Raw genomic sequence first — 12,342 nt, 5'->3', positions numbered from 1 at the left:
CGAACCACATTCGAATGGAGAAACCATGTCCGATCCGTCGCCGAGAGGGGTGGACTTCCTCGCCGAGGAGGAGAACCCCGAATTCAAGGCACTCAAGCGCAAGCGCTTCTCAGTGGTGATCCCACTGTCGATCGCGTTCCTTGCGTGGTACTTCCTCTACGTCATCCTCAGCACGTACGCGCACGACTTCATGTCGACGAAGGTCGTCGGGGAGATCAACGTCGGCCTCGTGCTCGGCCTGCTGCAGTTCGTCACGACGTTCGCGATCACGATGTTCTACGTCTCGTTCGCCAACAAGAAGCTCGACCCACCGGCCACCGCGATCCGTGAGCGCCTCGAACAGGAATCGGAAGGAGTCACCCGATGACCGAGATCTTCGCTCAGGCGACCACAGAGGTCGAGAACAACCCGATCCTCAACATCACGATCTTCGCGGCATTCGTCGCGGTCACCCTCTTCATCGTCCTGCGGGCGAGCCGGAACAACAAGACCGCGTCGGACTACTACGCGGGCGGGCGGTCGTTCAGCGGGCCGCAGAACGGGTTCGCGATCTCCGGCGACTACCTCTCGGCGGCGTCGTTCCTCGGCATCTGCGGGGCGATCGCCGTCAACGGCTACGACGGGTTCCTCTACTCCATCGGCTTCCTCGTCGCCTGGCTCGTCGCGCTCCTGCTCGTCGCCGAGCTCATGCGCAACACGGGCAAGTTCACGATGGCCGATGTGCTCTCCTTCCGCCTCCGGCAGCGCCCGGTGCGCATGGCCGCGGCGATCTCGACGCTGGCCGTGTGCTTCTTCTACCTGCTCGCGCAGATGGCCGGTGCCGGCGGTCTCGTCTCGCTGCTCATGGGCATCGACGGCAAACTCGGACAGTCCGTCGTCATCGCCGTCGTCGGCGCCCTGATGATCCTCTACGTCCTCGTCGGCGGCATGAAGGGCACGACCTGGGTGCAGATCGTCAAGGCGGTCCTCCTCATCGCCGGAGCCGGGGCGATGACGATCTGGGTGCTCGCGCTCAACGGCTTCAACCTCTCGACCCTGCTCTCCAACGCGGTGGCCAATGCCGCTGAGGGCGTGGGGGAGGGCGTGCTCAATCCCGGACTCCAGTACGGGTCGAATCCGCTCGACTTCATCTCGCTCGCGCTCGCGCTCGTTCTCGGCACCGCGGGTCTGCCGCACGTGCTCATGCGCTTCTACACGGTGCCCACGGCGAGGGAGGCGCGGCGGTCGGTGGTCTGGGCGATCTGGCTCATCGGCGCGTTCTACCTCTTCACCCTCGTCCTCGGCTACGGTGCGGCCGCGCTCGTCGGCGCCGATGCGATCAAGAACGCTCCCGGCGGGGTGAACTCCGCGGCTCCGCTGCTCGCCCTCCAGCTCGGGGGTCCGCTGCTCATGGGCTTCATCTCCGCGGTCGCGTTCGCCACGATCCTCGCCGTCGTCGCGGGGCTCGCGATCACCGCGGCAGCCTCGTTCGCCCATGACATCTACGCGAGCGTGATCAAGAAGGGCAAGGTCGAGGACCCCGACGCTGAGGTGAAGATCGCCCGGCGCACCGTCGTCGTCATTGGCGCGGTCGCCATCCTCGGCGGGATCGGCGTGCAGGGACAGAACATCGCGTTCCTCGTCGCGCTCGCCTTCGCGGTCGCCGCGAGCGCGAACCTGCCGACGATCATCTACTCGCTGTTCTGGCGCCGCTTCACCACCCGCGGTGCCGTGTGGTCGATCTACGGCGGCCTCGGCTCGGCGATCCTGCTCATCGCGTTCTCCCCGGTCGTCTCCGGTTCCGAGACCGCGATGATCCCCGGCGCCGACTTCGCGATCTTCCCGCTGTCGAACCCCGGCATCATCTCCATCCCGCTCGGGTTCATCCTCGGGTGGCTCGGGTCAATCACGGACAAGACGGTCGAGAGTCCCGAGCTGGCAGCCGAGATGGACGTCCGTGCCCACACCGGCTTCGGCGCCGAGGCGGCCGTCGAGCACTAGGCGAGGTGAGGCGCGCCGGTCGGCGCGGCGCGGCGGCGGGCGGCCGTTGCGGCGCTGCCTCCGACGCCCCGCTGCCGACGCCCCGCTGACCCGCTGCAGCGGCAACCGCTCGGTTCTGATCCCCAGGTAGGACTCTGATCCATACCATAGGGATCGGAACCGAGCGGATGCCTTGTCTGCGACTTGCGCGCGCCGCGCTGTGGATGACACTGCGACCAGCCGCCGGCGTCTGGGCCTCGCCCGCGGCCAGCCGGACGAGCAATCGGTTGGGTCTGAGATCAGAGCGACGGGCATCGTCCGGGCTCGGGTGCCCTGTTCTCCCGCTGCCCGCTGTCCGCAGCGACCGGCGCCACTTCTGTGCGATCGCCTGTGGGAATGTCTGCGACCGATGCTCAGATCGCCTGAGGACGCCGACGAACACTCCACAGGCCGACTGCGTCCCCATTGACGTTGTCGCAGTCCCGCAGCGAACGTGAGCAGATGTACAACGTCATCCGCTCACAAGAGCTTCGAGCACACGGAGTGCACAGCCGAGTCGTCAAGTCCGCGGTGGACTGCTGTCTGCTCAGACTCACCCGCGGGATGTACAGCATCGTTCGCCGGTGTGCGAATCCGCAGCATGCGCGGATCGCCGGATTGATCACTGATGAGGACTGGCTTCGCCTGGTCAGGGAGCACGCTCAGAGCACACAGAAGCACGACTACGAATACGCCGACCTGCTCGAGAAACTCAAGATCGCGTCCTACCCCCACTACCGGGTGGATGACGTCATCTGCGGCGTCTCGGCCGCTCGCATCCACGACCTGCCGTTGTATCGTGTGGGAACCCAGCGCATCCACATCGCCTCGCCATCGCACAGACTGAGGACCGGCATCGTCAGCCGGACGACGCGAGAGGTGCCTGCAGCCGACACCGTCATGGTCGGCAAGATGCGACTCACCTCACCTGCGCTGACAAGCCTGAACCTGATTCCGCAGATCGGGGAGCCGGGGGCGTTCGCCGCGATGGAATCGGTCGTGAGGCGCTCAGTCTTCGGGGCCGAGGAGGCAAGTGCAGGGCGATTCGGATATCCGCCCGACGTGGGGCAATTGGAGCGGAAGGCGGTGGAGGAGCGCTTCGCCCCCGTGCTCGCGCGTCTGCCCAAGGGGCGGGCGCGTGCCGCGCGGCTCATCGGTCGGATCGGCGCTCGCTCGGAGAGTTACGCGGAGAGCCGGTGCTCCTACAATCTCAGCGTACTCGGGCTCTGCGGGTTCGAACAGCAGGTGCAGGTCCTCGAGAAAGGCCGACTCGTCGCGCGCGTCGACTTCATGGACCGAGTGGCGAAGACCGTGCTCTTCGTTGACGGGGCCGCCAAATACGTGGAGAACGGGGGAGCGCGGCTGCAGAAGGAGGCGACTCAATTCAACCGCCTGGTCGCCTTGGGCTACCGCATCGTGAGGTTCACCTTCGCCGAGGTGATGGACCTCGAAGCATTCGCGACGAAGCTCTACGGGCAAGCTCCGTGGCTGCGAGGGCACGTGACTCGCAATCGCTCGGTGTGAATCCGTATGGCATGGATCGATCCATGCCATACGGATTCACACCGAGCGGTTGCCCCAGGAGAGCGCGACGCCCCCTACGGGCGTCCGGCGAAGCGGCTGAGGAGTTCGACGTTGCCCGCGACGATGAGGAGGTCCTGCTTGCCGACGCGGGTGGTCGGTTCGGCGTACGTGAAGTCGCGGCCCGGGCTCTTGATGCCGACGATCGTCACGCCGTACTTGTCGCGGACCTTCGCCTCGCCGAGGGTGAACCCCTGGATCTCGCGCGGTGGGCGCATCTTCACGACGGCGAAGTGGCCTTCGTCGAACTCGATGTACTCCATCATCCGGGAGCTCACGAGGTGGGCGACGCGGATTCCGGCATCGGACTCCGGGTAGAGGACGTGGTGGGCGCCGATGCGGTGGAGGATCTTGCCGTGGGCCGGGGAGATCGCCTTCGCCCACACCTGCGAGACCCCGAGGTCGACGAGGTTCGCCGTCGTGAGCACGCTCGCCTCGATCGAGGTGCCGATGCCGACGACCGCGGTCTGGAAGTCCGCGGCACCGACCTGGCGCAGGGCGTCGATGTTCGTCGAATCGGCCTCGACGACGTGGGTGAGTTTGCCGCTCCAGTCCTTGACGAGCTCGGCGTTGTGCTCGATGGCCATGACCTCGCGTCCCAGTCGCGTGAGCGTGACCGCAGTCGCCGAGCCGAAGCGTCCGAGCCCGATGACGAGGATGGAGGAGTTCTCGTTAGCCAACGACCGGCCTTTCTTCGGGGTAGCGGTAGAGACGGGCAGAGTCCTGCATGGACAGGGCTGCCGCCAGTGTAATCGTACCGAGACGCCCGATGAGCATGAGGACGGACAGCGTGTAGAGCCCCGGTTCCGAGACCGAGGCGGACACGCCGGCGCTCAGCCCGACGGTGCCGAACGCCGAGATCACCTCGAAGAGCACCCGGTCGAGGGATTCGTCGCTGATCTGGAGCATCACCAGGGTGCCGACGAAGACGATCGTCGCGCCGGTGAGCAGGATGGAGATCGAGAGTTTGATCGTCGAGGCGGTGAGCCTGCGACCGAACACATTGACATCGGTGAGGCCCCGCGCTTCGGCGTAGGCGGCGAGGACGAGCACGGCCACTGTGGTCACCTTGATGCCGCCCGCCGTCGATGACGACCCGCCGCCGATGAACATCATCACGTCCATGAGCAGGTGCGTCGACTGGCTCATATCGGCGACATCCATCGTTGAGAACCCGCCCGAGCGCGGCATCACGGCCATGAAGAGGACCTCCATGAGCGTGTGGCCGGCGTTCTTGTCCCCGAGGGTCTTCGGGTTGCCGGATTCGAAGAGGAGGAGGAAGACGAACCCGAGCGCGAGCACGATCGTCGTCGTCGTCAGGGTCAGGCGGGTGTGCAGGTCCCAGTTCTTCGGCCGGTTCCAGTTCATCGCGATCATGAGGACGACGGGGAACCCGAGGGAGCCGACGAAGACGCCGATCATGATGAGCGAGAGGATCCACGGATCCTCGGAGAAGTACTCGGCCCCACCCGGGTGGATCGTGAAGCCGGCGTTGTTGAACGCGGAGATCGCGTAGAACACCGAGTACCAGATCGAATCGCCGACGCTGTCGCCGCGCATGAGGAAGCGCGGGAAGAGGAGGATCGCCAGGATCGCCTCGGCGGTGAGGATCGTGACGAAGACCGTCTTGAGCAGGGTGCCGACCTGACCGAGGTTGAGCGCCGAGGTGGCCTGCTGGGCGATGAGGCGCTGCCGGACTCCCAGCCGCCTCGAGACCGCCATCCCGAGCAGCGAGGCGAGGGTGAGGATGCCGAGACCGCCGACCTGGATGCCGGCGGTGATGACGGAGATGCCGAAGTCCGACCAGTAGTCCTCGGTGACCACCGGGGTCAGGCCGGTGACGCAGACCGCGGAGACGGCGACGAAGACGGCGTTGGCGATGTGCTCGGAGAGAGGGACCGATGCGGGGTCGCGCATGCTCGCCGGCAGCATGAGGATGACGGCGAAGACCGCGACGACGGCGACGAACGAGACGATCGCCAGCCGCGCGGGGGAGGCGACGGCGAGGTCGTCGACGAAGTCGCGGACCCAGCGCCCCGGGCGCAGGAAGCGGTCGAGGCTCCAGGGGGAATTGGTGGACACAGACTCCATGGTAGGACGGACGAGGGGCGAATCCCCGTAGGTGAGCCGCGCCATATAGCATTGCCCCATGGCAGATAGCGATGTCTACGTCGTCTGGGACGAGGCGGTGACCGGGTACGACTTCGGTCCCAGCCATCCGATGCACCCCCTGAGACTCGACCTCACCGCGAAGCTTGCGATCGACTTCGAGCTCTTCGACCGCGACGGCGTCGACGTCCGCTCCATCTCCGACCTCGACGAGGCGGCGCTGGCCCGCGTCCACGTCGACGACTACATCACCGCCGTCAAGGAGGCGGGCAGTCCCGCCGGTCTCGACCATGGGGAGGCGGAGCGGTTCGGGCTCGGCACCGACGACGTGCCCGTGTTCGAGAACATGCACTCCGCCTCGGCGATGCTCTTCCAGGGGTCGGTCGATGCGGCCCGGGCGATCACCAGCGGCGACTACCGCCGCGCGGTGAACTTCTCCGGCGGCATGCACCATGCGATGGCGGATCGGGCGAGCGGATTCTGCGTCTACAACGATGTCGCCGGGGCGATCACCGAGTTCCTCGACGCCGGCTTCGAGCGCATCGTCTACATCGACCTCGACGCCCACCACGGTGACGGCGTCGAAGCCCTCTTCTGGGATGACCCGAGGGTGCTGACGATCTCCATCCACGAGTCCGGCAAATACCTCTTCCCCGGCACCGGGTACCCGGCAGACATCGGCGGACTCCGGGCGGCCGCCTCGGCGGCGAACATCGCCCTGCCCCCGCGCACCGGCGACGAGGACTGGCTGCGCGCCTTCGACGCCACCGTGCCCGCCCTCGTCGAGGCCTTCTCCCCGCAGGTCATCGTCTCCCAGCACGGGTGCGACGGACACCGGATGGACCCGCTCACCCACATGCGTCTGAGCATCGACGCGATGCGCGTCGCCACCGAACGCGTCCGCCGGCTCGCCGAGGACCATGCCGAGGGCAGGTGGCTCTCGACCGGGGGAGGAGGGTACGCGATCATCGATGTCGTGCCGCGCGCCTGGACGAACCTCATCGCCATCGCCGCCGACGCCGACATCGACCCGGGGACACGGATCCCCGGGCGCTGGGCGCACTACGCGCAGACGAAGACCGGCCGCGAAGCGCCGCTGACGATGACCGACGGCTTCGACGGCTCCTTCACCCCGTGGTCGCACGGATTCGACCCGGAAACCGAGCTCGACCGCGCGGTCATGGGCACCCGGAAGAACCTCTTCCCCTTCTTCGGCCTCGACCCGTACTTCGACTGACCCGAACAGCCTCCGCGCCCGCTGTGGATCTCGACACAGTTTTGGGAAAGAACGGGCCGGGGCGATAGAATTGCACGGTTAGTTCAAAGGGTGGGCACCTGAAGTTCACCTCCACCGACAAGCACAAGGGGTACCCGCGTGGGCTCAGTCATCAAGAAGCGCCGCAAGCGTATGTCGAAGAAGAAGCACCGCAAGCTGCTTCGCAAGACACGTCACCAGCGTCGCAACAAGAAGTAAGACCGGGTACGGTCCTACGCCCCCGCTCGAATCCCATTTCGGCGGGGTTTGTTGTCACCTTCACAACAGGAGTGTGTCGTGGTCGAGCTGACCTTCCTCACCCGCGCCGGTTGCCACCTGTGCGAGACCGCGAAGGCCACCGTCGCCGAGGTGGTGTCCGGCAGGGACGTCACCGTGACCGAGATCGACATCGACACCGACGAGGAGCTGACCGGCCGGTACGGCTGGGACGTCCCCGTGGTGCTCCTCGAAGGACGACAGCACAGCTTCCACCGGGTCGACCGGGACAGGCTGTCCCGGGCGCTCGAGGCGCTGGGCGCATGAGGCGCCCAGCGGCCGCAGCCCGGAACGCATGAGCAGAGTGAAGGAGTGACACGGTCCAGTGGGCGAGATTCTCTCCGCGGGCAGCATCGAGGGTGTCGTTCGCAAGGACGTCCCCGAGCGCGTCATCTCCCGACTCCCGATCTACCTCCAGACGGTCGAGACGATCGCGGCCACCGGCCAGACCACCGTGTCCTCGGAGGCGCTGGCCAGCCGCAGCGGCGTCTCCCCGTCGATCCTGCGCAAGGACCTCTCCCAGCTCGGCCGCCCCGGACGCCGCGGCGTCGGCTACGCGTGTGCGGAGCTGGCGGCGACGCTGCGGTCCTTCCTCGGCCTCGACCGCGCTCAGAGCGTGGCGATCATCGGCGCCGGACGGCTCGGCTCCGCGCTCGCCGACTATGCCGGCTTCCGCGGCCGGGGCCTGCGGCTGACAGCGATCTTCGACGTCGACGAGGCGAAGATCGGCACCACCATCGGAGCGCTCACCGTCTCCGACCTCAGCGAACTCGCCACCTGGCCCGATGACATCGACCTCGTGGTCATGGCGGTTCCCGCCTCCGCGGCACCGGCGGCGGCGCGCCTCGCCGCCGACGCCGGCGTGCGCGGCATTCTCAACTTCGCACCCACAGTGCTCGAGACCCCGGACTCCGTGCGGGTCCGACAGGTGGATCTGGCCAGTGAGCTGCAAGTACTCGCGTATTACTCGGCGCTCGATGACAACGCCGGCACTCCAGTTGAGGAGCACAGCAATTGACTCTCTTGGTTCTCGGCATCTCCCACCAGTCGGCGCCGATCGACATGCTCGACGCCCTGGCCTTCGGCACCGATGACGTCGACCGTCTGCGGACCGACGCCCTCGGCGGTGCGAGCGTCGACGGTCTCGCCGTCCTCTCGACGTGCAACCGCCTCGAACTCATCGCCGACGTCTCCGCCTTCCACGGCGGGCTCGCCGACCTCGGCAACGCACTCGTGTCCTCAATCGACAAGGAATGGCAGGACATCGCCGGGCACTTCTACGCCCACTACGACTCCCAGGCCCTCCAGCACCTCCTCAAGGTCGCCTGCGGACTCGACTCGATGGCGATCGGCGAGGCCCAGATCCTCGGTCAGCTGCGCTCGACGTTCACCGATTCGATGGCGGCCGGAGCCCTGACCTCCGACCTCTCCCATGCCCTCCAGCAGAGCCTGCGGGTGGGCAAGCGAGCCCATTCCGAGACCGGCCTCGACGAGGTGGCCCGCTCCCTCTTCGGTGCCGCCCTGGAGGCCTCCCAGGCCCACATCGGTTCGCTGCGCGCGGCGAACGCGCTGGTCATCGGGGCCGGTGCGATGTCGGGCCTCGTCGTCGCAGGCCTCCACAAGGAGGGCGTCAACCACCTCACCGTGCTCAACCGCACGATCGAGAAGGCCGAACGCCTCATCGCCGAGGTGGGCGGCCGTGCCCGTGAGCTCACCCCGCGGACACTCGCCGAGGAGATCGCCGACGCCGACCTCATCATCTCCTGCACCGGCGCCCGCGGCGTCGTCGTCACCCGCGACGACATCGTCGCCGGTCTCTCGCAGAGTTCGAAGTCCGCGGCGAACAAGGCCTTCATCGACCTCGCCCTGCCGCATGACATCGACCCGAGCGTGCGCGAGTTCGAACACGTCGCCCTCTTCGGCCTCGGTGAGATCCGCAATCTGCTCACGAGCTCCGCGAATGAACGCGACGCCGCCGTCGTCGAGACCGTCGAAGCCGTGCGCGCGATCATCGCCGAGGAGGCCGACAAGCTCGAGTCCGGGGCGAAGGAGCGCGCCGTGGCCCCCACCGTCACCGCCCTGCGCACGCATGCCAAGGACGTCATCGCCGCCGAGACCGAGCGCCTGGAGAAGAAGATCGGCGAATCCGTCGACGAGAAGGTCTTCGCCGAGATCCGCAAGTCGCTGCACCGTGTGGCCGAGAAGCTCATCCACACCCCGACCGTCAAGGTCAAGGAGCTCGCGGTCTCCGACTCCGACGTCGACTACGCCCAGGCCCTCATCCAGCTCTTCGACCTGCCGACGATCAAGGTCGCCCACGCGAAGGCGACCCCGGAGACGAAGGTCGCGAAGGCCTCGAGCCCCGAGCACATCGAAGCCGACGGACTTCGTCCCGTCGCCGACCACACCCTCGACGTCGTCGAACCCGAGCATCCGACGGGCCGGACGATCCGACTCGGCACCCGCCGCTCCCAGCTCGCCCGCTCGCAGTCGACGGCGATCGCCCACCAGATCGCGGCCCTGACCGGCTGGCGGGTCGAGATCGTCGAGGTCGTCACCGAAGGCGACGTCAACATGTCCCCGCTCGCCGGATTCGGCGGCACGGGCGTGTTCGTCTCCGCCGTGCGCCAGGCCCTCCACCAGGGCCAGATCGACGTCGCCGTCCATTCGCTCAAGGACCTGCCGACGACGCCGGAGCCGGGGATCCAGCTCGCAGCGATCCCGCCCCGCGTCGATCCCGCCGACGTCCTCATCGGCCGCGACGGCCTCAGCCTGAGCGAGCTGCCCGCCGGCAGCGTCGTCGGCACAGGATCCCCGCGCCGCGCCGTCCAGCTGCGCGCCGCCCGCCCCGACATCGAGGTCCGCGGGGTCCGCGGCAACGTCGACACCCGCATCGCCCATGTCCGCGACGGCCGCCTCGATGCCGTCGTCCTCGCCGCAGCCGGTGTCCGTCGCATCGGGCGCCTCGCCGAGGCGACCGACCTCCTCGACTTCGACACGATGCTTCCCGCTCCCGGACAGGGGGCGCTGGCGATCGAGACTCGCGGTGCCGACAGCCCGTTCACCCAGGACGAGGAGCTCATGGCAGGCGACGTCGCCATCCGCACGGCCCTGCGCCGCCTCCACGACGAGGCCACCGACCTCGCCGTGACCTGCGAACGGGCCATCCTCTCCCGCGCCGAAGCCGGCTGCTCGGCCCCGATCGGAGCCCTTGCGACGATCGAGGGCGATGAGGTCGTCGTCACCGCGATGATGGCCGACGACGACGGCACCATCGCCCGCACCCGGATGTCCGCGCCGCTGCCCGTCGTCGACGGCGACCTCTCCTCCCGCGACGACGAAGCGCTCAAGGTCGCGGGCAAGGAGATCGCCCGTGTCGCCGACGAACTCGGCACCGCCGCCGCCGAGGACCTGCTGCGCCGACTCGACATCGACCCTGCGCAGTCGTCGGACCACCTCACCCCCGTCAAGGCCGCCGCCCAATCGTCGTCCCAGGGGCGCGCATGAGCAGCGCGGAGATGCCGGAGAAAGCGCCGACGGGACAGGTCCAGCCCCGTCGGCTGCTGCCGGTGGCCCCACGCGTCGTCTTCATCGGCTCCGGACCCGGGGAGGCGGGACTGATGACCGCCCGGGGTGCCGACATCCTCGCCGACGCCTCCCTCGTCGTCTACGACGCCCAGGTCCACGCAGAGATCGTCACCGCCTACGTCCCGCAGGCCGCCGAGGTCATCGACGCCGCCGAACTCGGCCAGGCCGCCTCGACTCGCGGGCGCCGCCTCGCCGACCTCGCCCGCCCCGACAAGACCGTCGTGCGCCTGAGCTCGGACGACGGACTCCTCTTCACGACGACGACCACCGAGGCGGCCGTGTGCCGCAAGGCCGGCATCGACGTCGAGATCGTCCCTGGAGTCGGCCTGTCCGCGGCGACCGCCGCCTACACGGGCACTCCGCTGACGACGAACCGTGTCCGCTCGGTGCGCTACATCGAGTCCGGCCCGCAGACCCACGTCGACGTGTCCAAGCACCGCAACACCACGCACGTGCTCACCGGCACCGCCGCCGAGCACGAAGAGGCCTTCCGGGCCCTGCTCGCCGACGGCTGGGACGAGGCGACGAAGGTCCTCGTCGGCTGGGGGATCTCGACGACCGAGCAGACGACCGTCGAGACGACCCTCGGCCAGGCCGCTGCCCTGTGCCGTTCGGCCGGAGACCGGATGGTCGTCATCATGGGCCAGGGCGTCGAGGACCGCGGCGAGCTCAGCTGGTTCGAGACGAAGCCGCTCTTCGGCTGGCAGGTCCTCATCCCGCGGACGAAGGAGCAGGGGACCTCGACCGCCGAGGCGCTCGCCGAGCTCGGGGCCGTCGGCACCGTCGTGCCCACCATCGCCGTCCAACCCCCGCGCACGCCCACCCAGATGGAGAAGGCGATCCGCGGCCTCGTCGACGGTTCCTACGAATGGGTGGGCTTCACCTCGGTCAACGCCGTGCGCGCCGTGCGCATGTGGTTCGAGGACTTCGGCCTCGACGCCCGCTCACTTGCCGGCGTCAAGGTCGCCGCCGTCGGCGGACGCACCGCCTCGGCGCTGCTCGACTGGGGGATCACCCCTGACCTCGTCCCCGACGGAGAGCACTCCGCGCGCGGCCTGGCCGCCTCCTGGCCGGACTACGTCGACGACATCGACCCGATGAACACCGTCCTCCTGCCGCGTGCCGACATCGCCACCGAGGTGCTCGTGGCCGGCCTGCTCGAGAAGGGCTGGGACGTCGACGACGTCACCGCGTACCGCACGGTGCGCGCCTCCCCGCCGCCGGCTCCGATCCGGGAGGCGATCAAGGCCGGTGATTTCGACGCGTTCCTCTTCACCTCCTCCTCGACGGTGCGCAACCTCGTCGGCATCGCCGGCAAACCCGCCGCCACCTCGGTGATCTGCTGCATCGGACCGGCCACGGCGAACACCGCGGAGGAGCACGGCCTGCGCGTCGACGTCCTCGCCGAGGAGGCCAACCTCACCTCCCTCATCGACGGACTCGTCGCGTTTGCGACGAGGATGCGCGATGAGGACCTCGCCGCCGGGCAGACCCCGATGCGCCCCAGCCAGAAACGCCGGAGAAAGAAGGCCTGA

Annotated in this window: 11 protein-coding genes; 9 read left to right on the top strand and 2 right to left on the bottom strand. The window is 68.1% G+C overall.

From position 1 onward, the window contains the following. The first annotated feature begins 25 nt into the window (after positions 1-25). The 3 genes from BC102111_RS07820 to BC102111_RS07810 all read left to right on the top strand — a co-directional run bounded on the left by BC102111_RS07820 (position 26) and on the right by BC102111_RS07810 (position 3,522). Positions 26-367 carry a DUF485 domain-containing protein gene (locus BC102111_RS07820; RefSeq protein WP_009380586.1) on the top strand — a complete coding sequence of 114 codons (342 nt, stop codon included), beginning with the start codon at positions 26-28 and terminating at the stop codon, positions 365-367. After that, complete coding sequence (locus BC102111_RS07815; protein ID WP_101623979.1) at positions 364-1,980, top strand: monocarboxylic acid transporter; 1,617 nt, start codon at positions 364-366, stop codon at positions 1,978-1,980. Before BC102111_RS07820 ends, BC102111_RS07815 begins: the two co-directional genes overlap by 4 nt. A gap of 759 nt (positions 1,981-2,739) precedes the next feature. Further along, positions 2,740-3,522 (top strand): hypothetical protein, encoded by a 783-nt coding sequence (locus BC102111_RS07810; protein WP_146001406.1) that lies wholly within the window; start codon positions 2,740-2,742, stop codon positions 3,520-3,522. A gap of 74 nt (positions 3,523-3,596) precedes the next feature. Here the strand turns inward: BC102111_RS07810 and BC102111_RS07805 are convergent, their stop codons facing one another. After that, the gene (locus BC102111_RS07805) at positions 3,597-4,259 is read right to left on the bottom strand and encodes a potassium channel family protein (RefSeq protein ID WP_009380573.1); all 663 of its coding nucleotides are present in this window, start codon (positions 4,257-4,259) and stop codon (positions 3,597-3,599) included. After that, on the bottom strand, positions 4,252-5,670 hold the full coding sequence (locus tag BC102111_RS07800) for a TrkH family potassium uptake protein (protein WP_051995634.1): 1,419 nt from the start codon (positions 5,668-5,670) through the stop codon (positions 4,252-4,254). Before BC102111_RS07800 ends, BC102111_RS07805 begins: the two co-directional genes overlap by 8 nt. 58 nt (positions 5,671-5,728) lie before the next feature. Between BC102111_RS07800 and BC102111_RS07795 the strand changes: the two genes are divergently transcribed. The 6 genes from BC102111_RS07795 (at position 5,729) to BC102111_RS07770 (ending at position 12,342) form a co-directional block, all read left to right on the top strand. Beyond that, complete coding sequence (locus tag BC102111_RS07795) at positions 5,729-6,925, top strand: acetoin utilization protein AcuC (protein ID WP_101623977.1); 1,197 nt, start codon at positions 5,729-5,731, stop codon at positions 6,923-6,925. 138 nt (positions 6,926-7,063) lie between these two features. Beyond that, positions 7,064-7,162: a 30S ribosomal protein bS22 gene (locus tag BC102111_RS07790; RefSeq protein ID WP_005504750.1), complete on the top strand. Its 99-nt coding sequence runs from the start codon at positions 7,064-7,066 to the stop codon at positions 7,160-7,162. A gap of 78 nt (positions 7,163-7,240) precedes the next feature. Further along, positions 7,241-7,486, top strand: coding sequence for a glutaredoxin family protein (locus BC102111_RS07785; RefSeq protein WP_009380568.1), 246 nt, complete (start codon positions 7,241-7,243; stop codon positions 7,484-7,486). Positions 7,487-7,544: 58 nt separating this feature from the next. Next, positions 7,545-8,237, top strand: a complete 693-nt coding sequence (locus tag BC102111_RS07780) for a redox-sensing transcriptional repressor Rex (protein ID WP_101623976.1) — start codon at positions 7,545-7,547, stop codon at positions 8,235-8,237. After that, positions 8,234-10,726 carry a glutamyl-tRNA reductase gene (gene hemA / locus BC102111_RS07775; protein WP_223290028.1) on the top strand — a complete coding sequence of 831 codons (2,493 nt, stop codon included), beginning with the start codon at positions 8,234-8,236 and terminating at the stop codon, positions 10,724-10,726. Before BC102111_RS07780 ends, hemA begins: the two co-directional genes overlap by 4 nt. After that, positions 10,723-12,342 carry a bifunctional uroporphyrinogen-III C-methyltransferase/uroporphyrinogen-III synthase gene (locus BC102111_RS07770; RefSeq protein ID WP_223290029.1) on the top strand — a complete coding sequence of 540 codons (1,620 nt, stop codon included), beginning with the start codon at positions 10,723-10,725 and terminating at the stop codon, positions 12,340-12,342. Before hemA ends, BC102111_RS07770 begins: the two co-directional genes overlap by 4 nt.

It is taken from the genome of Brevibacterium casei CIP 102111 (genome assembly GCF_900169275.1).
Lineage (GTDB): Bacteria > Actinomycetota > Actinomycetes > Actinomycetales > Brevibacteriaceae > Brevibacterium > Brevibacterium casei.
The sequence above is the reverse complement of the archived record's forward strand: the minus strand, read 5'-3'. Positions and strand labels throughout refer to the sequence as shown.

Bases quoted from the DNA above. Each gene is read 5' to 3' on its own strand.
- BC102111_RS07820 (WP_009380586.1), top strand. From the start codon at position 26: ATGTCCGATCCGTCGCCGAGAGGGGTGGACTTCCTCGCCGAGGAGGAG.
- BC102111_RS07815 (WP_101623979.1), top strand. From the start codon at position 364: ATGACCGAGATCTTCGCTCAGGCGACCACAGAGGTCGAGAACAACCCG.
- BC102111_RS07800 (WP_051995634.1), bottom strand. From the start codon at position 5,670: ATGGAGTCTGTGTCCACCAATTCCCCCTGGAGCCTCGACCGCTTCCTG.
- BC102111_RS07795 (WP_101623977.1), top strand. From the start codon at position 5,729: ATGGCAGATAGCGATGTCTACGTCGTCTGGGACGAGGCGGTGACCGGG.
- BC102111_RS07770 (WP_223290029.1), top strand. From the start codon at position 10,723: ATGAGCAGCGCGGAGATGCCGGAGAAAGCGCCGACGGGACAGGTCCAG.